This window comes from Neobacillus sp. SuZ13 (assembly GCF_030123365.1).
Taxonomy (GTDB): domain Bacteria; phylum Bacillota; class Bacilli; order Bacillales; family Cytobacillaceae; genus Neobacillus.
In genome coordinates this window covers 4,278,898-4,301,332 of sequence record NZ_CP126107.1, presented here as the reverse complement: position 1 = coordinate 4,301,332, position 22,435 = coordinate 4,278,898, and the positions used below count along the sequence as shown (strand labels likewise).

The 22,435-nt window shown below is 39.5% G+C and carries 28 protein-coding genes; 23 read left to right on the top strand and 5 right to left on the bottom strand.

Going from position 1 to position 22,435, the window contains the following annotated elements:
* The first annotated feature begins 103 nt into the window (after positions 1-103).
* The 3 genes from QNH17_RS21240 to QNH17_RS21230 all read left to right on the top strand — a co-directional run bounded on the left by QNH17_RS21240 (position 104) and on the right by QNH17_RS21230 (position 2,127).
* Positions 104-1,363, top strand: a complete 1,260-nt coding sequence (locus tag QNH17_RS21240; protein WP_283874982.1) for a Y-family DNA polymerase — start codon at positions 104-106, stop codon at positions 1,361-1,363.
* A gap of 17 nt (positions 1,364-1,380) precedes the next feature.
* Positions 1,381-1,716 (top strand): YolD-like family protein, encoded by a 336-nt coding sequence (locus tag QNH17_RS21235; protein ID WP_283874981.1) that lies wholly within the window; start codon positions 1,381-1,383, stop codon positions 1,714-1,716.
* A gap of 78 nt (positions 1,717-1,794) precedes the next feature.
* Positions 1,795-2,127 (top strand): iron-sulfur cluster biosynthesis family protein, encoded by a 333-nt coding sequence (locus QNH17_RS21230; protein ID WP_283874980.1) that lies wholly within the window; start codon positions 1,795-1,797, stop codon positions 2,125-2,127.
* Positions 2,128-2,148: 21 nt separating this feature from the next.
* Here the strand turns inward: QNH17_RS21230 and QNH17_RS21225 are convergent, their stop codons facing one another.
* From QNH17_RS21225 to QNH17_RS21215, 3 genes are all read right to left on the bottom strand, one after another.
* On the bottom strand, positions 2,149-3,069 hold the full coding sequence (locus tag QNH17_RS21225) for an alpha/beta hydrolase (protein ID WP_283874979.1): 921 nt from the start codon (positions 3,067-3,069) through the stop codon (positions 2,149-2,151).
* A 133-nt stretch (positions 3,070-3,202) separates the two neighbouring features.
* A complete protein-coding gene (locus QNH17_RS21220; RefSeq protein ID WP_180230143.1) occupies positions 3,203-3,343 on the bottom strand; it encodes a hypothetical protein in 141 nt (46 codons plus the stop codon).
* Between the two features lie 78 nt (positions 3,344-3,421).
* A complete protein-coding gene (locus QNH17_RS21215) occupies positions 3,422-4,324 on the bottom strand; it encodes a hydroxymethylglutaryl-CoA lyase (RefSeq protein ID WP_283874977.1) in 903 nt (300 codons plus the stop codon).
* Between the two features lie 149 nt (positions 4,325-4,473).
* Here QNH17_RS21215 and QNH17_RS21210 point away from each other — a divergent pair, with 149 nt between their 5' ends.
* From QNH17_RS21210 to QNH17_RS21200, 3 genes are all read left to right on the top strand, one after another.
* On the top strand, positions 4,474-5,163 hold the full coding sequence (locus QNH17_RS21210) for a CoA transferase subunit A (protein WP_283874975.1): 690 nt from the start codon (positions 4,474-4,476) through the stop codon (positions 5,161-5,163).
* 23 nt (positions 5,164-5,186) lie between these two features.
* Positions 5,187-5,855: a 3-oxoacid CoA-transferase subunit B gene (locus QNH17_RS21205; protein ID WP_283874974.1), complete on the top strand. Its 669-nt coding sequence runs from the start codon at positions 5,187-5,189 to the stop codon at positions 5,853-5,855.
* Between the two features lie 196 nt (positions 5,856-6,051).
* Positions 6,052-6,306: a YqkE family protein gene (locus QNH17_RS21200; RefSeq protein ID WP_283874972.1), complete on the top strand. Its 255-nt coding sequence runs from the start codon at positions 6,052-6,054 to the stop codon at positions 6,304-6,306.
* Positions 6,307-6,540: 234 nt separating this feature from the next.
* Here the strand turns inward: QNH17_RS21200 and QNH17_RS21195 are convergent, their stop codons facing one another.
* Both QNH17_RS21195 and mciZ read right to left on the bottom strand, forming a co-directional pair.
* Positions 6,541-7,452, bottom strand: a complete 912-nt coding sequence (locus QNH17_RS21195) for an aldo/keto reductase (RefSeq protein WP_283874971.1) — start codon at positions 7,450-7,452, stop codon at positions 6,541-6,543.
* Positions 7,453-7,515: 63 nt separating this feature from the next.
* On the bottom strand, positions 7,516-7,647 hold the full coding sequence (gene mciZ, locus QNH17_RS21190) for a Z-ring formation inhibitor MciZ (protein ID WP_283874969.1): 132 nt from the start codon (positions 7,645-7,647) through the stop codon (positions 7,516-7,518).
* 70 nt (positions 7,648-7,717) lie between these two features.
* On the opposite strand from mciZ, the gene QNH17_RS21185 reads away from it, so the two are divergent.
* The 17 genes from QNH17_RS21185 (at position 7,718) to QNH17_RS21105 (ending at position 22,291) form a co-directional block, all read left to right on the top strand.
* On the top strand, positions 7,718-8,272 hold the full coding sequence (locus QNH17_RS21185; RefSeq protein WP_144547578.1) for an NUDIX hydrolase: 555 nt from the start codon (positions 7,718-7,720) through the stop codon (positions 8,270-8,272).
* The gene (locus tag QNH17_RS21180; RefSeq protein ID WP_283874967.1) at positions 8,269-9,432 is read left to right on the top strand and encodes an endonuclease Q family protein; all 1,164 of its coding nucleotides are present in this window, start codon (positions 8,269-8,271) and stop codon (positions 9,430-9,432) included. Before QNH17_RS21185 ends, QNH17_RS21180 begins: the two co-directional genes overlap by 4 nt.
* 282 nt (positions 9,433-9,714) lie before the next feature.
* Positions 9,715-10,362 (top strand): stage II sporulation protein M, encoded by a 648-nt coding sequence (spoIIM, locus tag QNH17_RS21175; RefSeq protein WP_283874965.1) that lies wholly within the window; start codon positions 9,715-9,717, stop codon positions 10,360-10,362.
* Between the two features lie 118 nt (positions 10,363-10,480).
* Positions 10,481-10,945 carry a ferric iron uptake transcriptional regulator gene (fur, locus tag QNH17_RS21170; protein WP_098574870.1) on the top strand — a complete coding sequence of 155 codons (465 nt, stop codon included), beginning with the start codon at positions 10,481-10,483 and terminating at the stop codon, positions 10,943-10,945.
* A 124-nt stretch (positions 10,946-11,069) separates the two neighbouring features.
* Entirely contained in the window at positions 11,070-11,297 is a 228-nt protein-coding gene (locus tag QNH17_RS21165; protein WP_283874963.1) for a YqzK family protein, read from the top strand.
* Between the two features lie 5 nt (positions 11,298-11,302).
* Positions 11,303-12,190 carry a site-specific tyrosine recombinase XerD gene (gene xerD, locus QNH17_RS21160; protein ID WP_283874961.1) on the top strand — a complete coding sequence of 296 codons (888 nt, stop codon included), beginning with the start codon at positions 11,303-11,305 and terminating at the stop codon, positions 12,188-12,190.
* Positions 12,191-12,404: 214 nt separating this feature from the next.
* On the top strand, positions 12,405-13,589 hold the full coding sequence (deoB, locus tag QNH17_RS21155; protein WP_283874959.1) for a phosphopentomutase: 1,185 nt from the start codon (positions 12,405-12,407) through the stop codon (positions 13,587-13,589).
* Positions 13,590-13,603: 14 nt separating this feature from the next.
* Positions 13,604-14,422 carry a purine-nucleoside phosphorylase gene (locus QNH17_RS21150; RefSeq protein WP_283874958.1) on the top strand — a complete coding sequence of 273 codons (819 nt, stop codon included), beginning with the start codon at positions 13,604-13,606 and terminating at the stop codon, positions 14,420-14,422.
* Between the two features lie 98 nt (positions 14,423-14,520).
* Entirely contained in the window at positions 14,521-15,825 is a 1,305-nt protein-coding gene (locus QNH17_RS21145; protein ID WP_283874956.1) for a pyrimidine-nucleoside phosphorylase, read from the top strand.
* Between the two features lie 145 nt (positions 15,826-15,970).
* Positions 15,971-17,143, top strand: coding sequence for a D-alanyl-D-alanine carboxypeptidase family protein (locus tag QNH17_RS21140; RefSeq protein ID WP_283874954.1), 1,173 nt, complete (start codon positions 15,971-15,973; stop codon positions 17,141-17,143).
* Positions 17,144-17,321: 178 nt separating this feature from the next.
* The gene (gene spoIIAA, locus QNH17_RS21135) at positions 17,322-17,672 is read left to right on the top strand and encodes an anti-sigma F factor antagonist (RefSeq protein WP_144547568.1); all 351 of its coding nucleotides are present in this window, start codon (positions 17,322-17,324) and stop codon (positions 17,670-17,672) included.
* On the top strand, positions 17,673-18,113 hold the full coding sequence (spoIIAB, locus tag QNH17_RS21130; protein WP_026563989.1) for an anti-sigma F factor: 441 nt from the start codon (positions 17,673-17,675) through the stop codon (positions 18,111-18,113).
* 12 nt (positions 18,114-18,125) lie between these two features.
* On the top strand, positions 18,126-18,884 hold the full coding sequence (gene sigF / locus QNH17_RS21125; protein ID WP_026563988.1) for an RNA polymerase sporulation sigma factor SigF: 759 nt from the start codon (positions 18,126-18,128) through the stop codon (positions 18,882-18,884).
* Positions 18,885-19,168: 284 nt separating this feature from the next.
* Positions 19,169-19,789, top strand: coding sequence for a stage V sporulation protein AA (locus QNH17_RS21120; protein ID WP_283874949.1), 621 nt, complete (start codon positions 19,169-19,171; stop codon positions 19,787-19,789).
* Positions 19,779-20,201: a stage V sporulation protein AB gene (locus QNH17_RS21115; protein ID WP_283874947.1), complete on the top strand. Its 423-nt coding sequence runs from the start codon at positions 19,779-19,781 to the stop codon at positions 20,199-20,201. Before QNH17_RS21120 ends, QNH17_RS21115 begins: the two co-directional genes overlap by 11 nt.
* 37 nt (positions 20,202-20,238) lie before the next feature.
* Positions 20,239-20,814 carry a stage V sporulation protein SpoVABEA gene (gene spoVAEA / locus QNH17_RS21110; protein ID WP_283874945.1) on the top strand — a complete coding sequence of 192 codons (576 nt, stop codon included), beginning with the start codon at positions 20,239-20,241 and terminating at the stop codon, positions 20,812-20,814.
* Positions 20,801-22,291 (top strand): spore germination protein, encoded by a 1,491-nt coding sequence (locus tag QNH17_RS21105; RefSeq protein ID WP_283874943.1) that lies wholly within the window; start codon positions 20,801-20,803, stop codon positions 22,289-22,291. Before spoVAEA ends, QNH17_RS21105 begins: the two co-directional genes overlap by 14 nt.
* Positions 22,292-22,435 lie beyond the last annotated feature (144 nt).

The following is a 22,435-nucleotide window of genomic DNA, read 5'->3' as shown; positions in this document are numbered from 1 at the left end:
CATGTTAAAAAATTTCCATTGAATACGAACGCATATTCGCTTATGATAATGAATATAATAAAAAGGAACGAGTGTTCGATATTTAAGTTGTGAGGGATCAGTCATGGTGGATTACAGCGTACTGCCGCAAAATAAAATTTTATGTGTAGACATGAAGAGCTTCTATGCCAGTTGTTCGGCTGTCATGCACGGCCTTGACCCAATGGAATGTTATTTAGCTGTTGTCGGTCAAAAAGAGCGGCAGGGAAGTATTGTCCTTGCTGCTTCGCCGCGGATGAAAAAAGAATTTGGCATCAAAACCGGTTCCCGGATGTTCGAGATTCCCAAAGATCCTAGGATTCAAATTGTTGAGCCCAAAATGGCAACGTATTTGCGCATTGCCACAGAAATTTCCCGTGTATTTAATCGCTATGTTCCAAAAGAAGCCATCCATGTTTATAGCGTCGATGAAAGCTTTATTAAAGTGGATGGTGCGATGAAGTTGTGGGGAGATGCCCACACGATCGCCAAAAAAATAAAGAGTGATATTGAACGGGAGTTTCAGTTGCCATGTGCCGTTGGAATTGGCCCGAACATGCTATTGTCGAAGCTATGTCTTGACCTTGATGCCAAGAAAAAAGGAGTAGCCGAGTGGACGTATGAAGATGTCCAAACCAAGCTATGGAATGTATCGCCGCTTAGAGAAATGTGGGGGATCGGCAGACGCGTGGAAAAAACATTAAATGGAATGGGTATTTTTAATGTTGGTCAGCTTGCCCGCTATGATTTAGAAATGTTGGAAAAGAAATTTGGCATCATGGGAAACCAGCTTTATTATCATGCCTGGGGTGTTGATCTCTCTGAATTGGGTGCACCGCTTATTCAAGGGCAGATTAGCTTTGGGAAAAGTCAAATTCTGTTAAGGGACTATAAAGAGGAAGCGGAAATTAAGACGGTCATTTTAGAAATGTGTGAGGAAGTAGCAAGAAGGGCACGGACGCATCGAAAGGCAGGGAGAACGATTAGTCTCGGAGTTGGCTATAGCCAGGACGAATTTGGCGGCGGTTTTCATCGCTCGAGAACGATCGGACAGCCAACAAATGTGACGATGGAGCTTTATCGTGTTTGCCTTGAATTATTTCATGAGCATTACTCTGGAAAGACGGTGCGGCAAATTTCGATTGCCATCAGCAATATTGTTGATGACCTTGAGCTCCAGCTGGATCTTTTCGACATGGGTGCCTATAAGCGGCGTGAGCTTGGCTATGTGGTAGATACGGTGCGCAGACGCTTTGGCTCAGGTTCCCTGTTGCGCGCTGTTTCTTATACGGCTGCCGGAACCGCTAAGCACCGGGCTACACTTGTCGGCGGACATAAAAGATAGGAAAGAAGGAGAAGTGTATGATTCGTGATCGCGGAAGGATCAAATGGACATCGATGATGCTTCCTGAGCATGTGAAATTACTCAGGGATTGGGTGAAGGAAGATCGGTATGAACAGAAACGAGAGATGGATGAACAGCAGCTGGAATTGATGAATGAGATTTTGTCCGAAGCGATTGAATATAATCAGTACGTAACAATTACCCATTACCGAAATCGGAACTATGAAATCGTGATTGGCAAAATCCATTACTGGGACGAACTGACCCAACGGCTTCATGTACTGGACCGCTTTGAAGAGGTGCACCGGATTCCGATAGATGCCATTGCTGACATCCGGATGACGGAGACTTAAATCCATGAGCAAAGTTAAATCAACCTCACGTAACATGTGGTACAATCACCATATGCTAAACAGAGGGGAGTAATCAACGTGGAGATCAATATAACAGAAGCGGCAGTAGAAAAAATAAATCAAAGAGTTAATGGTCGAGAAGGCTACTTAAAGCTAAAATACGATACCGAAGGCTGTGGTTGTGCGGTTAATGGGGTAGTGGCATTGTGGTTTGTCCCGAATCTAGATTCAGATGATATTGCGATTGAGACAAATGATCGAACAGTTTATGTGGAAAAATCAAAAACAGTTTTTTTGGATGAGCAAATGAAAATTGATTTTTCTAATGCGGCCAATTGCTTTCAACTAAAGAGTCCACAGCAAATTCTTAATGGCCATATGAGTTTACTAATCAAAGAAAAAACAGACTGATCCATTTTGGACAGTCTGTTTTTAGCTTGGTAAGGCATGATCAACATACTTTTGTAAAAATTCATCAATTACCCGTTCATAATCAGCCCGGTTTTCGTTAAAGGACTGAGCGTGGCGGCCATTAGCCGCTAAGTAGAGCATTTTAGGCCCTTTTTTATGTTCAAACAAATCCTTTGTCATGGTCGGAAGAATAAAATCATCCTTTTGGCTATGAATAAACAAAATTGGATGTTTGATATTTTCAATGACCGAAATCGGTGATACATTTCGAATCGAATATTTATCCCGCAGACGTAAAAGAGCATCACCAAGCGGCAATAAAAGGCTAGGGACTAGCTTAAAGTCCCTTTTAATGAGATAGGAAAGCTGCTCCTTAAAATCCGAAAATGGACAATCAGCAATATAAAAATCAGCACCGTCCTCAAGAAGCCCAGCATAGAGAAGCATGGTAGCGGCCCCCATCGATTCCCCGTGAATCCCCAGTTCAAGCTGAGGTCCTTTTTCTTTTTTGAGCCAATCGACGACAGTTTTTAAATCGAATTTTTCATAATGACCAAAGCTAGTGGTTTTGCCCCCGGATTCCCCGTGGCGGCGATGGTCATAAATTAATGTATTAAACCCCCGCGCTAGAAACAGATTAGCGTATTTAATCGAATTAATTTTCGTTTCGGTTACACCATGAGAAATAATGATATAACGATTCGTCTGATGCGGTTCAACGAGTAGAGCTTTAATCATATAACCGAAAGGGGAAGAAATATCTATTTCCCGCTTCGGCAAGGATTCAAATTCCTCAGGATTATATCTGCCAGCCTCTTTTTCCCGTCTTAAAATTAAATCCTCATCCTTCTTTTTCATATACATAAGGCGGTTTGTAAAATACAAACCAAGAGATAACCAGAATAACAACAAGGCAAACAAAGTTCGGAGTGTCTTCTTCACCAATGGCACCTCCCGTGTTTTTTATATAAGGTATGAAAAAATAAGCCCAAGCGCCCATAAATTAACAATTTTAATTTTAGCATAGAAAAAGCCGCTGGCACCAACGAGCGGCTTCCTGAGTTGACAAAATAATTTATTGCTCAGCGTTTTGTCTTTTTGTAGGATGGATTGCTTTTTCGACTTCTTCAGCAGCCATCACTCGCTGTCCTCCACCTGCAGTTTCAGCATAGTTTTTTCCCTTTTGACTGGAACCTTTATCCCGTTTTTGGCTCAAAATAATCAGTCTCCCTTCAAGCTAGTCTCAATTAATAAGATGCATTAGTAGAAGACCGATTATTCACAGAAAGTAAATTTAGACAGTTTGTGCATGCAGACGATAGTATCCGCTTTCAATTTGTCTGGAAAGATGAGGACGTACGACTTCAATCGCATCAATCAACTTATTCAAATCAACCCCGGTATCAATCCCCATCCGTTCAAGCATATACACTACGTCCTCTGTTGCTACATTTCCGGAAGCACCAGGTGCAAATGGACAACCGCCAAGCCCGCCGGCAGAGGTATCGAATCGGTCGATTCCTGCCTGGAGAGAGGCAAAAATGTTCGCAAGGGCAAGCTTTCGTGTGTCATGAAAATGGGCGGTTAAGAGTGTATGAGGAAAAAGACTTTTCAATTGGGAAAACAATGCAAAGCACTCATCTGGAGCTGCCATCCCGATGGTATCGGCAACACTTAATTCATCGACCCCTGCGTCAACAAATTCCTGGCAAAGTTTTATCGTATCACTCTCATTGATTTTTCCCTCATAAGGACAATAAAAGGCGGTAGAAATACAGGCCCGGACAAAATAATTCTTCTCTTTTAATTCAGAGATGATCGGTACAAGTTCCGTCATACTATCTTTTGTTGTTTTATTAATATTTTTAAGATTAAAGCTATTGCTGACGCCAACAAACACAGCAACAGCCTGACAATCGGTAGAGTATACCCTGTCAACCCCTCTACGATTCGGAGCTAGAACAATATTTCTGGCATCAGCATCAAGGCAGTCAGTTACTATTTCAGCGGCATCGCTCATTTGAGGCACCCATTTCGGTGATACAAACGATGTGAGTTCCATTTCTTGAAGACCAGCATTTCTTAATCTGCTAATAAATTGTTTTTTTATAACAGTTGGTACAAATAACTTTTCATTCTGAAGTCCATCCCGAGGGCCGACCTCGATGATCGTGACCTTTTTAGGTAAATTTAGCATTCATTTTCCACCTCCGATAATCATACTTTCATTGTAGTGGTGTTAAATTCAAAAAAGCAAGAATAATAGAAATTTTGACAAAATAAAAGGATTTTTTCGTAATTTACTAGAAATAATAAAGGAAAAAAGGATGAAGGAGGGAAAACAGCATGAAGAAAATTTGTACATCCTTCCAGGAGGCAGTTGCTGATATTCATGATGGGGCTACCTTGATGGTTGGTGGATTTGGGTTGTGCGGAATACCAGAAAATCTGATTTTGGCCTTAGCAGAAAAAGGCGTGAAGGATTTAACGGTCATTTCAAATAACTGTGGGATTGATGAGTGGGGGTTAGGATTGCTCCTAAATAATAAACAAATCAAAAAGATGATTGGATCCTATGTGGGTGAAAATAAAGAGTTTGAGAGACAGGTTTTAACTGGTGAACTAGAGGTAGAATTAACGCCTCAGGGCACACTCGCTGAAAAAATCAGGGCAGGTGGGGCTGGAATTCCAGCATTTTATACACCTGCTGGAGTAGGAACAAAGGTTGCAGAGGGGAAAGAAACGAAGATTTTTAACGGAAGAGAATACCTGCTAGAAGAGGCACTAACGGCCGATTTTAGTCTTGTGAGGGCGTGGAAGGGTGACAAAATGGGGAATCTTGTTTACCACAAAACGGCACGGAATTTTAACCCGATGATTGCGGCGGCTGGGAAAGTAACGATTGCAGAAGTGGAAGCGCTTTATGAAATTGGTGAATTAGATGCTAATTTTATTCATACCCCAAGTATCTACGTGCAAACAATCATCGAAGGAACACAGGAAAAACGAATTGAGAGATTGACAGTGAGTAAATAGTTTTGGGGAAGGGAGAGAGTACAATGGCGAATGAAAAAGTCTCTGTCAGAGAGAGAATTGCAATCAGGGCAGAGAAGGAAATCGAAAATGGTTTTTATGTAAACCTAGGCATTGGTATGCCAACCTTGGTTGCCAATTATATGTCAGCTAATAAACAAGTGGTCTTGCAATCTGAAAATGGTCTTCTTGGCATCGGGCCTTATCCAAGTGTGGACGAGGTGGATCCCGATTTAATCAATGCTGGTAAAGAGACTGTTACAGCGATTAGTGGTGCAGCCTATTTCGATAGCGCTGAATCATTTGCAATGATTCGCGGCGGCCATGTCAATTTGGCGATCCTTGGTGGAATGGAAGTATCCGAAACTGGCGATTTAGCGAATTGGATGATCCCAGGAAAGATGATAAAAGGCATGGGCGGTGCAATGGATCTTGTTCATGGTGCTCAAAAAATAATTGTAATCATGGAGCATGTTAATAAAAAAGGTGAATCAAAAATATTGAAAGAGTGCACGCTGCCTCTTACAGGTAAAGGGGTAGTCAATCGGATTATCACCGAGCGCGCAGTCATGGATGTGACGGACACTGGTCTTAAATTGGTGGAAGTAGCAAAAGGATTTACAATTGAGGAAGTTGTCAACTCTACGGAAGCCGCACTATCAGTGGACGAAAATGTGAAAATTGAAGCTTATTAATAAATAAAAGGTCACAATTGATTTAGCCATTCTGTTGATTGGAGCGAAGCCGCCTGGAGTGGAAATCAACAGACTAGTTAAAAGAGCCAATAATATAGAGGAGCAGGCTGCAAGAAAATATAGCCTGCTTTTTTCTGTGGGCAGCTTTGCTGACATGGTATAATATAAATGAAATATTGACAACGGAGGCGTTTTGATGAAAAAGCAAAACAGACAAAGAAATCAATCGAAACCCAAAAAAGATGATTCAGCGGTTACGCTTGGCGATATGATCAATCCCAATTTATTTAAACAATTAAAAGATCAACAGGAACAGCTGAAAGCAGCAGAAGCAAAAAGAATAGAAGAAGAAGAGCAAAAAAAACGGGAAGAAAGAAGATTAAAAGAAAAAAACAAATCATTTGAAGAACTATTAAATGAAAGCGGCATGAATTGGAAGGAATTTAAATAAAAGGCTGTGTTAAAGGTTAATTTTGATTTTGGCACTCTGTTGATTGAAGTGGAAGGCGCGAAGACTCCTGCGGGAGTACGGGGCAGGGGAGACCCCGCAGGCGCTAAAAGCGCCGAGGAGGCTCCCCGCAACGCCCGCGGAAAGCGAAGTGCCTGGAACGGAAATCAACAGACTAGTTTTAACACAGCAGCCAAATAAAAAATGATAAAAAGGAGAGCGAATAAACGCTCTCCTTTAACGATGTTCTTTAAAGATACTTGCTTTCGTTAATTCTCTAATGAGAGAAACTTCTGCAGCAGAAAGTGGTTGACTTCTAACTGCTTTCGCATTCCTTCTAATTTGCTCTGGACTGCTTGCCCCGGTGACAACAGAAGCAACAACAGGATTTGCGAGATTATACTGAAGGGCGATCTCAGTAAAGGAACGAGAGTCTGCTAGCTTTTCCTTCAGCATTGGCAAGACTTCATTCAACTCGGTTAAGCTATAGTCTTGATAACCCTTATCAGTTACTTTCTCCAGCATTTTGTCACTTAAAAGGCCTTTGGCAAGCGGGCCGCGGGTTACAATGCTTACACCATGCTCTTGTAGTAATGGAAGTGCTTCTTCCTCAGGACGGCGGTCTAGGATACTATATTGCATCATCACTGAAACAAGACTAGATTTTTTCACATATTCCCTAATAACATTGGGGCGAATTGATGAAATCCCGTAATAGCGAATAAAGCCTTCCGATTTTAATTCTTCAAACGCTTCAATCGTTTCCTCAATAGGATCATCAATTGTCCCGCCATGGAGCTGATAGAGATCGATATAGTCCGTGCCCAGTCGTTTAAGACTCTGTTTGACTTCTTCCTTTATATATGACTTCGACGGGTCCCATGACCATCCTTTCTTATCTTGGCTCCAGCGGTTCCCAACCTTGGTGGCAATAATCACATTTTCACGTATACCCTTTAATGCTGCACCGACAATTCTTTCGTTTTCACCAAAATCATATAAATCAGCCGTATCATAATAATTAATGCCTTCCTCAAGTGCGGCCTCAATAATTTTTCGTGCCGTTTTCTCCTCGGTTCCAATTGACATACAACCAAGCCCTAATTCTGTTACATACAAATCTGAATTTCCCAGTTTTCTCTTTTTCAAAAAATCACCCGTCCTTTTTCTACAATTTTAATAAAGAAAAGGACAGACTACAATCGAAAGGCATTATTTTTGATTGACCTTTTCAACCCATTTTGAAACGGTGAGATGATCTTTATTATATTCTTTTAGTTTCTGAACTATCTCCCACCCTTTTCCGACAAGAATGATTCCCTTTTCGTGCACGTACACCTTCATCTCATACCCTCCAATTAAAGTATGGTAAAATGTATGAGCAGATTATTGGAATAGAACAGGAGTGACCCTTATGAGCAATCTTGAAGAAAAAACGCTCCAGAGCGAAGAGATTTTCTCTGGAAAAATAATCAGTGTTCACTTACAGGACGTTGAACTTCCGAACGGGAAACAATCCAAGCGGGAGATCGTTAAGCATCCGGGTGCTGTCGCTATTTTAGCGCTGACTGATGACAAAAAGGTCGTTATGGTGGAGCAATACAGAAAAGCACTGGAACGGACTATTGTCGAAATTCCTGCTGGAAAGCTGGAAAAGGGTGAAGAACCAGCCCTTTGTGCACGCCGTGAACTGGAAGAAGAAACAGGTTATGAGTGTAAGAGCTTAGAGTGGCTCACCTCTTTCTACACCTCCCCAGGATTCGCCGATGAAATCGTACATGTCTATGTAGCAACAGGTCTGACTAAGAAGGAAAATGCAGCCACACTTGATGAAGACGAGTTTGTTAATCTTGAAGAACTAACCCTTGAAGAAGCGGTTCAATATGTGGAAGAGCAAAAGATCTATGATGCCAAAACGATTTACGCTGTGCAGTATTTACAGTTACAAGAGGCGTTGAAAAATAAATGAATCGCTACTATGTAGATTTACATATTCATATTGGCCGGACCTGGACGGGGAAGCCAGTAAAAATCACTGGGGCCAAGTCATTAACGTTTACGAATATCATTGAACACGCACGACATGAGAAAGGGCTTAATATGGTGGGAATCATCGATAGTCATTCACCTGAAGTCATTCTCGAAATGGAAAGTCTTATTGAAAGTGGAGATGTGATCGAGCATCCAGACGGGGGATTAGTATTTGGTGATTTAACGGTAATACCTGGTTCGGAATTAGAAATTTACGATGAGCAATGCAATGGTCCAATCCATCTACTGAGTTACTTTCCGAATCTTTCCGTTATGAGGGAGTTCTCCACATGGCTGTCTGGTCACTTGAAAAATATTCAACTAAGCTCTCAAAGGATTTATGCTTCGGGCCTTACTTTGCAAAGGAAGGTGAAAGAGTTAGGTGGAATCTTCATTCCTGCGCATGTATTCACGCCCTTTAAGAGCTTATATGGGAAAGGTGTCAACCAGTCATTAACTGAGGTATTAGACCCAGATTTGATTGATGCGGTAGAACTTGGATTAAGTTCCGATACGAATATGGCAGATCAAATTAAAGAGCTGCATGATTATACCTTTGTAACGAATTCTGATGCCCATTCCCTTGCAAAAATTGCTCGAGAATATCAAGTTATAGCGATGAAGGAACCAACATTTTTAGAGTTGCAGAAAGCATTAAATAAGGAAGATGGCCGGAAAATTGTCGCAAACTATGGTCTTGATCCATTGCTTGGTAAATATCATAAGACAGTTTGTGCAGAGTGCCTAAATCCCGCAGCAGATGACGATCAAATATGCAGCCAATGTGGGAATACCAAGATTATTAAAGGTGTAGCTGACAGAATCCTTGAACTGAAAACGGCTGATCAAGGGCCAGAGGATCGTCCGCCCTATATTCACCAGGTCCCGCTTGAATTCATCCCTGGCTTAGGACCTCGCTTATTGGAGAAGCTGGTCGATCATTTTGGAAGTGAAATGGCGATTTTACATGATGTTCCATATGAGGGGTTGAAAGAAGTCGTCCCCGAAAGAATTGCCGACCTAATCCTGAAAGCTAGAGAGGGGAAAGTAAATCTAGCAGCTGGCGGCGGCGGGAAATACGGAAAAATTTCAGATTAAATAAAAATAACCCCGGTAGCAAAAGTTACCGGGGCTTATTATTACTGTCTAGCTCCAGCACCCTAGCGGCTAGTGTCCTTCGCTCTCCGCCCTACGATAAGTCAAGCACGAATGCGCCTCCGGCTCTTCGTGTTTCCTTTATCTCAGTTGGAGCGCTCCAGGCCATACGCCGCTGAACAGGGCGCTTGCGCTTTTCTTAGAATCTATTAAAAATTGGTCATAGAAATACTAGACTGGCATACAATGTATTAACTGAATCGAGAATAGTGGGAGGAAACGCAAATGAAAAAACGATTGTACCAGTCCGATGCCGCTAGTTATTTCCGTGAGCATTCCTCAATATTTTTGTTTATTGTCATCTTATTTTTGATGGGAGTAATCTTTGGGGCCATTGTCGTAAATAGTATGAGCATTACCCAGAAGGAAGATTTATTCTACTATTTATCCCAATTTTTTGGCCAAGTCTCAAGTGGGAAAGATGCCGAAGACAGTGATTTATTCTTACAAAGCTTATTCCATAATAGTAAGTTTATTGGGCTTATGTGGATCCTAGGTATTTCAATCATTGGTTTGCCGGTTATTCTCATTCTATTATTTATTAAAGGAATGGTTGTGGGATTTACTGTTGGTTTCCTTGTCAGTCAAATGGGCTGGCAGGGATTTATGCTAGCCTTTGTTTCCATATTACCGCAGAATTTGATTATTATTCCCATCTTTATAATGATGGCAGCATTATCAGTAATTTTCTCACTCCGAATGATTAAAAAACAATTTATGAAAAAATATGCCCAGCCGATCCTTCCTTTTTTTAAGAGATACATTTTTGCCTTGATTATAGCTGTGATATTTATATCTGCTGCATCCGGAATCGAGGCCTATCTTTCGCCATGGTTAATGAAAACCATCGTAACTTCAACTACTTTAAAGTAATTATCTTATGATACTTATTATCAATGATTGTTTATTGTTATTTATAATAATTTTATTTTGATTCTCAATTGTCATCTGTTATAATGAGAATTAACAGTGGCGAGGGAGGGACTTCAGGATGGAAACTAGAATTGAGAGAATAAAAAAACAGTTGCATTCCGCAAGTTATAAACTAACACCTCAGCGTGAGGCAACAGTTCGTGTTTTATTAGAAAATGAAGAGGATCATTTAAGTGCAGAAGATGTATACCTCCTCGTAAAAGAAAAATCGCCTGAAATTGGTTTAGCAACTGTTTATCGAACGTTGGAATTATTAACGGAATTAAAAATTGTTGATAAAATAAATTTTGGGGATGGGGTTTCCCGCTATGACCTCAGACAGGAAGGTGCGGCCCATTTTCATCACCACCTAGTTTGTATTGAATGCGGTGCCGTTGATGAAATTCAAGAGGATTTACTAGAAGATGTAGAAGCCGTTGTGGAACGTAAATGGAATTTTAAAATAAAAGACCATCGTCTCACTTTTCATGGAATCTGTTACCGATGCCAGGATAAAGTGAAAGATGAAGAAAAAACTGATTAACCAAAGAAGTTCTCCTTGAAAAGGGGGCTTTTTTCTTTTTTCCTGTAATACTAATGACTAGGTATAAAAATTGTCTGTTTTGGCATACATTTTACTAGACGACCTGAAAATGGGGGGATGTAGAATGGGCCAATTTATTAAAGCAGCACTAAAAACCTTAAAAGTTTTTATTATATTCACAGGATGCACGATTCTTTTTTATTATGGTATCATGTTGGTAAATGAAGAATATCAAAATTATCATCGCTATGATGAACCGGAAGGAGCCTCTCTCAAGGTTTCGAACACAGTAAATGAGGATAATTCTTCTTTGTTTGATCGGTTGATGTTGTTTTATTTAAATGGGGAGTAAATGCGATGGACGAGCAATTAAAGGATTTTATGCATTACTTAATCGTTGAAAAAGGTTTATCCAATAATACAATTATGGCATATGAGCGAGATTTAAAAAGTTACCTTCATTATTTAAAAAATGTGGAATCGGTCATGACTTTAAATGATGTACAACGAGTCCATATCATTCACTTTTTAAGATTTTTAAATGAACAAGGAAAATCACAGAAAACCTTGGCAAGACACATCGCTTCCGTAAGAGCATTTCATCAATATTTATTAAGAGCAAAGGAAACAGACCAAGATCCTTCCGTTCAAATTGAAACACCAAAGCTTGAAAGATCCCTTCCAACTGTATTGAGTTTAAAGGAAGTAGAATCCCTGCTAGAGACACCACAACCACATGATCATTTTGGAATAAGGGACAAGGCGATGCTTGAACTGTTATATGCAACAGGGATCCGAGTTAGTGAACTAATAGGTCTTGAGATTGATAATGTTCAGTTAATGATGGGATTTGTTCGCTGTAATGGGAATAAAGAAAGAATCATTCCGATTGGGCGAACAGCTTCTGAGGCAATAAAACATTATCTAGAAGAAGGAAGACCGCGTTTTGTATCCACAAAGCATCAGGATCATGCTTTGTTTTTAAACCATCAAGGGAAAAGGTTGACACGCCAAGGGTTTTGGAAAATTTTGAAAAAGCTTACAAAAGAAGCAGGCATCAATAAGGAACTTACCCCACATACCCTTCGTCATTCGTTTGCAACACATTTGATAGAAAATGGGGCTGATTTGCGAGCTGTTCAGGAAATGTTAGGTCATGCAGATATCTCAACCACTCAAATATATACACAGGTTACGAAAACAAAGATAAAAGACGTATATAGTAAATTTCATCCACGAGCTTAATAGAGTAGGAGAATCTAAAAAAACGTAAAATTGTCAAAAAGCTGCCTAAATTTTGGTGGCTTTTTTTCTTGTAATTTCTGAAACATTTAGTACAATATAGATGTCAGACTTCTGACAAATAGATTTTTCATAAACCTAAATAATGAGGGCATCATATTTATGTGTAATTTTTATATTTGCAAACGTTTTCGATAGATAAAGGAGGAAGAATTGAATGGCTGCAAATACATATAAACGAATTTTTATTATTGTGATGGATTCGGTTGGGATTGGAGAAGCACCGGATGCAGAAAAGTTTGGGGACAAAGGTGCAGATACTTTTGGTCATATTGCGGAACGGATGAATGGTCTTAATATGCCAAATATGGGCAAATTGGGTTTAAGTAATATCCGTGAAATAAAAGGAATTGAAAAAGCAGTGAAGCCATTAGCATTTTATACAAAAATGATGGAAGCATCTAATGGTAAAGACACCATGACAGGACACTGGGAAATCATGGGTTTAAATATACAAACACCTTTCCAAGTGTTCCCAGAGGGTTTTCCAGATGAGCTTCTTTCAGAATTAGAAAAGCGTACAGGAAGGAAAATTATTGGGAATAAGCCGGCAAGCGGAACAGAAATACTTGATGAGTTGGGTGAAGAGCATATGAAGACTGGGGCATTAATTGTCTATACTTCAGCTGATTCCGTTCTTCAAATTGCAGCACACGAGGAAATTGTTCCACTTGATGAGCTATATAAAATTTGTAAAATTGCCCGTGAATTAACGCTAGATGAAAAGTATATGGTTGGACGTGTGATTGCCCGCCCATTCTTAGGCGAACCTGGGAACTTTAAACGTACCTCGAACCGTCATGATTACGCACTTAAACCATTTGATCGGACGGTGATGAGTGAATTAAAAGATGGCGGCTTTGATGTCATTGCAATTGGAAAAATATCCGATATTTATGATGGTGAAGGCGTGACTCAATCCCTAAGAACGGTTTCTAATATGGATGGTATGGATAAGCTTGTCGAAACCTTAGATATGGATTTTACAGGAATTAGTTTTTTAAATCTGGTTGATTTTGATGCATTATATGGCCATCGCAGGGACCCTGAGGGCTATGGGAAAGCTTTGGAAGAATATGATGCACGTCTTCCAGAAGTGTTTACGAAGATGAAAGAAGACGATTTATTAATGATTACAGCAGACCACGGAAATGACCCAGTAGCACCAGGTACGGACCATACACGTGAATATGTACCTTTATTAGTTTACTCCAAGGGAATGACGGAAGGTAAGGAACTCCCATTAAGAGAGACGTTTGCGGACCTAGGTGCAACAGTTGCAGAAAACTTTAAAGTCAAATTACCTAACTACGGAAAAAGTTTTTTAAATGAATTGAAATAAAAGGGGAATGAAGAATGAACACTGAAAAAATTCAAAATGCTTCAAGCTTTTTAAAACAGAAATATGCAAATACACCTAAGGTAGGACTAATTTTAGGATCTGGACTAGGGGTATTAGCGGACGAAATTGAGAACCCAGTAAAAATACCTTACAATGAGATCCCTGACTTTCCTATTTCAACTGTGGAGGGTCATGCGGGTCAACTAGTATTTGGATTATTAAGTGGGGTAGAAGTTGTCGCTATGCAGGGACGTTTCCATTTCTATGAAGGGTATAGTATGGAAAAAGTAACCTTCCCTGTTCGCGTCATGAAAGAGTTAGGCGTTGACATGTTAATTGTGACCAATGCTGCAGGCGGAGTTAATGAAAGCTTCTCTGCAGGAGATTTAATGATTATTTCAGATCATATTAATAATATGGGAACAAATCCGTTAATCGGACCAAATGATTCCCAACTTGGTGTTCGTTTCCCTGATATGTCAGAGGCGTATACGAAAGAATTGCGGGTTGCTGCAAAAGAAATTGCGAGCAGACTAAATATCAATGTCAAAGAAGGAGTTTATTTCGGTAATCCTGGACCTGTTTATGAAACACCAGCTGAAATTAGAATGGTACGAGTGATGGGCGGAGATGCAGTTGGAATGTCCACTGTCCCAGAGGTAATTGTGGCCCGACACAGTGGCATGAAGGTACTTGGTATTTCATGTATTTCAAACATGGCGGCGGGTATTCTTGACCAGCCGCTTACCCATGATGAGGTTATTGAAACAACCGAAAGAGTAAAAGCTGACTTTCTTCAATATATAAAAGAAATTGTAAGAACAATCGCATAATAGAAAAGCCGAAGCGCCTAGGTGCTGGAGCTAGACAGTTATAAAAGTTCAAATATATTAACTCTGATTTTAGAAATTTTCGTAAAGTGGTGATTTAGATGAGAATGGTTGACTTAATAGAGAAAAAAAGAGATGGGCAAGAACTATCATCAGATGAAATTAAATTTATTATAAATGGATATACCGACGGATCAATTCCAGATTACCAAGTCAGCGCCTTAACTATGGCTATCTTTTTTAAAGGGATGACTGAACAGGAAAGAGCCGACTTGACTTTGGCAATGGTTGAATCAGGTGACCAAATTGATTTATCGCAAATTGAGGGAATCAAAGTTGACAAACATTCTACCGGTGGTGTGGGTGACACAACAACGCTAGTGCTTGGACCTCTTGTTGCGGCACTTGATGTGCCAGTTGCCAAGATGTCAGGGCGCGGCTTAGGTCATACCGGAGGTACAATTGATAAATTAGAAGCGGTCAAAGGCTTCCATGTTGAAATTGAAAATAAAGAATTTATTGAACTTGTCAATAAAAACAAGATCGCCGTAATTGGTCAAAGCGGAAATTTAACTCCTGCAGATAAAAAACTCTATGCATTAAGAGATGTGACAGCAACAGTCGATAGTATTCCACTAATTGCAAGTTCAATTATGAGTAAAAAAATTGCAGCTGGTGCTGATGCGATTGTTCTTGATGTTAAAACCGGTGCAGGTGCATTTATGAAAACAATAGAAGATTCTCGCGAACTTGCAAGAGCAATGGTGCGAATTGGAAATAATGTAGGCAGAAGAACAATGGCTGTTATTTCTGATATGAGCCAACCGCTAGGTTTTGCGATTGGGAATGCCCTTGAAGTAAAGGAAGCTATTGATACATTAAAAGGTGAAGGCCCGGAAGATTTAACTGAATTATGTTTAACTCTTGGCAGTCATATGGTTTATTTAGCAGAAAAGGCGGAGTCATTAGCAGAAGCTCGGACCAAGCTTGAAGGCGTAATTAAAGACGGTTCAGCGCTAGAAAAATTAAAAGTATTTTTAAGCTCGCAAGGCGGGGATGCGTCCATTGTTGATGAACCTTCGAAAATGCCTCAAGCAAAGTTTATCATTGAACTTGAAGCAAAAGAGGATGGCTATGTATCTGAAATCGTGGCAGATGAAGTCGGAACAGCTGCGATGATTCTTGGTGCAGGAAGAGCAACTAAGGAATCTATCATTGATTTAGCTGTGGGTCTAATGTTAAGAAAGAAAATCGGTGACCAAGTGAAAAAAGGTGAATCCTTAGTAACGATTTACAGCAATTTCGAAAATGTCGAAGAAGTAAAAACAAGACTTTACAACAACATTAAAATTTCCGCAACAAAAGTAGACGCACCAACCCTCATATATGGGGAAATAACCGAATAAATCGAGTATAAAGGGTGTCAGGCACCATGTGAAGAATTCACATGGTGCCTGACACCCTATTTTTATTTTGTTTATGAGGAAATAACTGTATAAAGTTATCAATTTTGGAAAAAATGGATGCTATAAAGAATGGAGGGTTATGCGAATGAAACGATTTGTCTCTTTGATAGTGACAATTTTTTTACTTACAAGTTTATGGAGTACATCAGCATTTGCTGCTGAAGAAAAAAAGAATGCTGATATCGTCAACAATGTAAAATCCGCTATTTTAATTGAACGAGATACAGGAAAAGTACTTTATGAGAAAAACGGGAATGAAGAGTTACCACCGGCCAGTATGACCAAAATTATGACCATGCTTTTAATCATGGAAGCTGTTGATAAAGGAAAACTGTCCTGGAATGAAAAAGTCCGTGCAAGTGAGTATGCAGCATCGATGGGTGGGTCACAAATTTTTCTTGAACCTGGCGAAGAAATGACCGCCAAAGAAATGCTAAGAGGAATAGCCATTGGTTCTGGAAATGATGCATCTGTGGCCATGGCTGAAAGAATTGCTGGCTCAGAAGAAGCATTTGTTGACATGATGAATGACAAGGTGAAAGAACTTGGTTTGAAACATACCTTCTTTAAAAATACAACAGGACTTCCAGTTAGTGGCCATTTCAGCACAGCAAATGATATGGCTATTATGGCGAAAGAACTATTAAAATATGAAGACATTACGAAATTTACTGGTATGTATGAAGCCTATCTTCGTGAAAATACAGACAAAAAATTCTGGCTTGTTAATACAAATAAATTAGTGCGCTTTTACCCTGGGGTAGACGGACTAAAAACAGGCTTTACTGCGGAAGCAAAATACTGCTTAACGGCCACAGCGCAAAAGAATGGGATGCGTGTCATTGCCGTTGTGTTCGGAGCACCTACTTCAAAAGAAAGAAATGCCCAAGTAACAAAAATGCTTAATTATGCTTTTAACCAATATCAAACGCATCCCATGTATAAACGGAACCAGATAATAGCCAAAGCAAGAATAAGTAAAGGACAGGAGAAGTCGATCGAAGCAGTAACAAGTGAGCCGATTTCATTACTTACAAAAAAAGGTGAAAAAACCGAGGATGTCAAACAAAAAATAAAGATTAATAAAAATCTTCAAGCTCCTATTAATAAAGGCGATAAGATAGGAACCATTCAATTAATAAAAGACGGAAAAGTCTTTGTAGAAAGTCCTTTATTAGCAAGAGGAACCGTAAAAGAAGCAGGATGGTGGACTCTATATAAACGTTCATTTGGGATGTTCACAAAGGCCGGTAAATAGAAAAGCGGAAGCTCCGAGGCGCTGTAGCTAGACAGTTTTCTAAGGTACCTAGGTTGTGTCGAATTTTACGAATAAATCACTTCTTTTAGCGAAATGCGACTAGTTTTGTATTTACAGAAGGATATTAACAGCCCGAAAGAGAATTGTCTCACTATACCAGATTAAGGAGGACGGGATAGTGAGTCTTAAAATTGATATGGAAACAAAACATGACGTTCTATGTATTCGTTTAAGCGGTGAATTAGACCATCACACCGCGGATGAACTTCGCGAAAAAGCGATAACCGTAATTGAAAAAAATGAAATTCGTCATATTGTCTTAAATCTGGAACATCTCGCTTTTATGGACAGCTCTGGATTAGGCGTAATCTTAGGCAGATATAAACAAATTAAACAGGTCCACGGTGAAATGGTGGTATGTGCGATTTCCCCAGCGATACAAAGATTATTCGATATGTCAGGTTTATTTAAAATCATCAAAATGGAACTGACAGAAGAATTTGCATTGCAAAGATTGGGGGTGGCCTGAATGAAGAACGAAATGAATCTTCAATTCAGTGCACTAAGTCAAAATGAGTCATTTGCCCGAGTAACCGTGGCCGCATTTATCGCCCAGTTAGACCCTAATATGGATGAGTTGACTGAAATTAAAACAGTTGTATCAGAAGCAGTAACCAATGCGATTATTCACGGATATGAGAATGATCCTAATGGAATTGTTTATATTCAAGTAATCATCGAAGATAGTTTAATTGATCTAACTATTAAAGATGTTGGATTGGGAATTGTAGATGTGGAAGAAGCTCGTCAGCCATTATTTACAACAAAGCCGGATTTAGAGCGTTCCGGAATGGGTTTTACTATCATGGAAAATTTCATGGATGAGGTAGAGGTTCATTCACAGCCAGGTCGAGGAACCGAAGTTAGATTACGAAAGCATTTACAAAACCGCAAAATGCTTTGCAATTAAGGAGACTTGCCAATGGATGTGGAGGTTAAGAATGATAAAGGTCAAACATATTTAAAGGATCATGAAGTAAAAGAGCTCATAAAAAAGAGCCAAGATGGCGACCAAGAATCAAGGGATTTAATTGTTGAAAAAAATATGCGTCTTGTTTGGTCTGTTGTTCAACGGTTTCTTAATCGAGGGTATGACCCTGATGACCTGTTCCAAATTGGGTGTATTGGATTATTAAAATCAGTAGATAAATTTGACCTTTCCTATGATGTAAAGTTTTCGACTTATGCAGTCCCAATGATTATTGGTGAGATCCAGCGATTTATCCGTGACGATGGTACGGTTAAGGTTAGCCGATCATTGAAAGAAATGGGAAACAAAATCCGAAAAGCGAAAGACGAACTATCAAAAGTGCTTGGCAGAATACCAACGGTAAACGAGATCTCAGCCCATCTTGAACTCACACCTGAGGATGTCATTCTCGCTCAAGAAGCCAGCAGAACACCTTCTTCTATACATGAAACTGTATATGAAAATGATGGAGATCCTATAACTCTACTGGACCAAATTGATGATGGTAATGAAGGCAAATGGTTTGATAAAATTGCATTAAAGGAAGCAATCCGAGAATTAGATGAGCGCGAAAGACTCATTGTCTATTTAAGGTATTATAAGGACCAAACACAATCTGAGGTCGCTCTTAGGCTTGGAATATCCCAAGTGCAAGTATCACGACTTGAAAAGAAAATATTGCAGCAAATGAAAGGCCGTATGGATCTCTGATTCATACGGTTTTTTGTGCTGATAAAATAAAGTTTTTTGAACTTAGTTTACTGTCTAGCAAAAGCGCCCTAGCGGCTAGTGTCCTTCGCTCTCCGCCCTACGATAAGTCAACATCGAATCGCCTTCGGCTCTTCGTGTTTCCTTTATCTCAGTTGGAGCGCTCCAGGCCATACGCCGCTGACCAGGGCGCTTTCGCTTTTCTTGGTATTTTTTGGATTTCATGAAAAAAGTGCTTATTACTCATACTATTTATACAGGAAATCATTGTTTGGGAAGTGAATGTTTTGGAAGAAACAATATATATCCGTATGCGGAATCGTGTACAGGCTCCGCCTCAAGAAAAAGTATTGTTAAATGATATTGCCCAAGTCATTGCACCTGACGAAGTTCTTTCACGACTACAAACTATGATCATTCATCAATTAACAGATACAGATCAGAATATCGTCATTATCGATGTAATGAAAGTCATCCACTTAATTAAAAATGAATTTGAAGGAATGGAAATACAAACGATTGGACCTGCCCAAACCATCATTGAAGTCATGAATAAGAAAAAGGGAGTTTACCTGCCTTTTTTCTTTTTAATCTGGTTTCTTTTATTTTTCGGCTCAGCCTTGGCAATTATGAATTTTCATGATGATGTAAGTATGAAAAGTGTCCACGAAAAAATATATACGATCATCACTGGAAAAAAAGATTCAAAACCATTACTGTTTCAAATTCCCTATTCAATTGGATTAGGCATGGGAATGATTCTTTTTTTTAATCATGTCTTTAAGAAACGTATAAATGAAGAACCCAGTCCCCTCGAAGTAGAAATGTTTAATTATCAAATGGATTTAGATAATTACGTAATTATCCACGAAAATAAAGAAAGTATAAAAAAAATCAGTGACGATTAAGATCATATCCATCCTTTTTTTAGGTATAGCAAGTGGACTGGCAGTAGGTTCTGGGTTTGTAGCTTTTCTAACGGTATTAGGGATTATCCCGAGACTGACGCAACTAAGTAAAACAATGAAAATGATCCAGCATTATGAGTGGGCAGTTGTGTTTGGAGCACTTGCTGGGGTAGGTGCAAGTTTGAGAGATCCTATTTTACATATTCCTTCTTTTTCATTAATTCTTCTCGGAATTACAGGTGGGATTTTTTATGGGATGCTGGCTGCAGCCCTCACCGAGGTATTAAACGTTTTGCCTATTCTTGCCAAAAGAATCCGATTGGATGGCGAGATTGTTATATTAATCATGGCAATCGTATTAGGAAAAATTGCGGGGTCAATATTTCAATGGGTTTATTTTGTCCACCATTAACCCATCTTCAACTTGGGCAAAGAAAGGACATCACAAAATGAGCATTCGGAGGCGTGTTATTTTAATTACTGACGGTGATGAATATGCTAAGAAAGCAGTAGAATATGTTGCCAAGGAAGTAGGCGGTAGATGTATTTCTAGTTCCCATGGGAATCCTTCAACCTTAACCGGTGAGAAAATAGTCCAGTTAATAAAAAGGGCCCCTCACGATCCTGTATTAGTGATGTTTGATGATAGTGGCATAGTTGGAGAAGGTGCTGGTGAGAATGCTTTGAAATATGTAGCCGGGCATGAAGACATTGAAGTTCTAGGTATTATTGCGGTTGCGGCAAAATCAAGACATGAAGAATGGTCAAGGGTTGATGTAAGTATTGATCGTGATGGAAATTTAACTCCATATGGAGTAGATAAATTTGGTATACCTGAGCTTGAAATCGGGAGAATAAATGGTGATACAGTATACTGCCTTGATGAATTGGAGGTACCTGTCATCGTAGGAATTGGTGATATTGGCAAGATGGCGAGACATGACTCCTACAAAAACGGTTCCCCGATAACGAAAAAAGCAGTGGAGCTTATACTTGAAAGGAGTGGCTTCCATGTCAAGAAGTAACGAACAAAAATGGCCAATCCCTGAATCAGTAAATGAAATTGAAAACTATATGAAACAACGGGTTGGTCTTGGGAAAAGCTTTGATTTTGGTGTGAGGAAATTAAAAATCCTCAAAAAAGACGTACATATTTACTATGTAAATGGATTATGTGATTCCCGTTTCGTAATTGAATTAATTGAAGAATTAGTTGAAATCAATGACCATGAAAAATTATCATCAGATTTCTTTAAGGTAATTGAAAATAGGCTGATTAATCAATCGGTTGAACAAGCTACAACACTAGATTACATTGTTGATAAGGTTTTGTCCGGATTAGTTGCTGTAGTAATGGAAGGGGAAAATACAGCTTTTGTCGTTGATGTCAGAAGCTATCCAGGCAGGCAGCCTCAAGAACCTGATACAGAAAAGGTGGTTAGAGGTTCCCGTGATGGGTTTGTTGAAAATATTATTTTAAATACAGCCTTAACGAGGCGGCGTATTCGGGATGAACGACTTCGCTTTGAAATGCTAAAGGTTGGAGAACGGTCAAAGGCAGATGTGGCTTTAGGGTATTTAGAGGATGTTGCAGATCCAGATATGGTAAATGTGATCAGGAAAGAAATTCAAGCCATTAAAACAGATGGAATTCCAATGGCCGATAAAACCATAGAAGAATTCATTCTAAAACAGGGTTGGAATCCCTTCCCGCTTGTAAGATATACGGAGCGTGCTGATATCGCTGCAACGCATATTCTGGAAGGGCATGTTGTAATTTATGTTGACACCTCCCCAAGTGTCATAATCACTCCTACGACATATTTCCATCATGTACAGCATGCAGAAGAATTTCGCGAATCTCCTGCAATGGGAACATTTTTGCGTTGGACGCGTTTTTTAGGCGTACTAACGTCTATTTTACTTCTCCCACTATGGATGTTATTCGTATTAGAACCATCCTTATTACCTGAGAGACTCTCGTTTATTGGACCAAATGAAACAACAAATATACCGATTATTGTTCAGATTTTCTTGGCTGATTTTGGGATTGAGTTTTTACGATTGGCCGCTATACATACGCCTACTCCACTTTCGACTGCAATGGGCTTAATTGCAGCGGTATTAATTGGGCAGATTGCGATTAGCGTGGGGCTGTTTGTTCCAGAGGTAATCTTGTATGTTGCAGTTTCAGGGATTGGTTCCTTTACAACCCCAAGTTATGAATTAAGCGTAGCCAACAAAATTGGACGGTTAACCCTATTAATTCTTGTATCATTATTTCATCTTCCAGGATTTGTTATCGGGGCAACAGTATTCTTTCTTTTCCTTGTAAAAATACGTGCCCTTAATACGCCATATCTGTGGCCTTTCCTTCCTTTTGAGCCGAAAGGATTTTTGCAAATCATTGTGCGTAGAGCCATACCAGGTTCGATCCTTAGACCAAGTATTGTTCACCCTAGAAATCGTTACCGGCAGCCTCCTAAAGCAAACGAGAAATAATTGCACTTTTCTAATAGGTATGCTAAAGTATTTTTAATTAAATAAAGGGATAAAGCATGAAAAATAGGCAGTATCTTTTGTAGATTCTGTCTATTTATTATTATCTTTTATAATTGTCCGCATAAACTATAGTGAGCGATTGGG

Excerpts from the sequence above, each read along its gene's own strand:
- QNH17_RS21240 (WP_283874982.1), top strand. The coding sequence starts at position 104 with ATGGTGGATTACAGCGTACTGCCGCAAAATAAAATTTTATGTGTAGAC.
- QNH17_RS21235 (WP_283874981.1), top strand. The coding sequence starts at position 1,381 with ATGATTCGTGATCGCGGAAGGATCAAATGGACATCGATGATGCTTCCT.
- QNH17_RS21215 (WP_283874977.1), bottom strand. The coding sequence starts at position 4,324 with ATGCTAAATTTACCTAAAAAGGTCACGATCATCGAGGTCGGCCCTCGG.
- QNH17_RS21210 (WP_283874975.1), top strand. The coding sequence starts at position 4,474 with ATGAAGAAAATTTGTACATCCTTCCAGGAGGCAGTTGCTGATATTCAT.
- QNH17_RS21205 (WP_283874974.1), top strand. The coding sequence starts at position 5,187 with ATGGCGAATGAAAAAGTCTCTGTCAGAGAGAGAATTGCAATCAGGGCA.
- QNH17_RS21200 (WP_283874972.1), top strand. The coding sequence starts at position 6,052 with ATGAAAAAGCAAAACAGACAAAGAAATCAATCGAAACCCAAAAAAGAT.
- mciZ (WP_283874969.1), bottom strand. The coding sequence starts at position 7,647 with ATGAAGGTGTACGTGCACGAAAAGGGAATCATTCTTGTCGGAAAAGGG.
- QNH17_RS21185 (WP_144547578.1), top strand. The coding sequence starts at position 7,718 with ATGAGCAATCTTGAAGAAAAAACGCTCCAGAGCGAAGAGATTTTCTCT.
- QNH17_RS21180 (WP_283874967.1), top strand. The coding sequence starts at position 8,269 with ATGAATCGCTACTATGTAGATTTACATATTCATATTGGCCGGACCTGG.
- spoIIM (WP_283874965.1), top strand. The coding sequence starts at position 9,715 with ATGAAAAAACGATTGTACCAGTCCGATGCCGCTAGTTATTTCCGTGAG.
- fur (WP_098574870.1), top strand. The coding sequence starts at position 10,481 with ATGGAAACTAGAATTGAGAGAATAAAAAAACAGTTGCATTCCGCAAGT.
- QNH17_RS21165 (WP_283874963.1), top strand. The coding sequence starts at position 11,070 with ATGGGCCAATTTATTAAAGCAGCACTAAAAACCTTAAAAGTTTTTATT.
- xerD (WP_283874961.1), top strand. The coding sequence starts at position 11,303 with ATGGACGAGCAATTAAAGGATTTTATGCATTACTTAATCGTTGAAAAA.
- deoB (WP_283874959.1), top strand. The coding sequence starts at position 12,405 with ATGGCTGCAAATACATATAAACGAATTTTTATTATTGTGATGGATTCG.
- QNH17_RS21150 (WP_283874958.1), top strand. The coding sequence starts at position 13,604 with ATGAACACTGAAAAAATTCAAAATGCTTCAAGCTTTTTAAAACAGAAA.
- QNH17_RS21145 (WP_283874956.1), top strand. The coding sequence starts at position 14,521 with ATGAGAATGGTTGACTTAATAGAGAAAAAAAGAGATGGGCAAGAACTA.
- QNH17_RS21140 (WP_283874954.1), top strand. The coding sequence starts at position 15,971 with ATGAAACGATTTGTCTCTTTGATAGTGACAATTTTTTTACTTACAAGT.
- spoIIAB (WP_026563989.1), top strand. The coding sequence starts at position 17,673 with ATGAAGAACGAAATGAATCTTCAATTCAGTGCACTAAGTCAAAATGAG.
- sigF (WP_026563988.1), top strand. The coding sequence starts at position 18,126 with ATGGATGTGGAGGTTAAGAATGATAAAGGTCAAACATATTTAAAGGAT.
- spoVAEA (WP_283874945.1), top strand. The coding sequence starts at position 20,239 with ATGAGCATTCGGAGGCGTGTTATTTTAATTACTGACGGTGATGAATAT.
- QNH17_RS21105 (WP_283874943.1), top strand. The coding sequence starts at position 20,801 with ATGTCAAGAAGTAACGAACAAAAATGGCCAATCCCTGAATCAGTAAAT.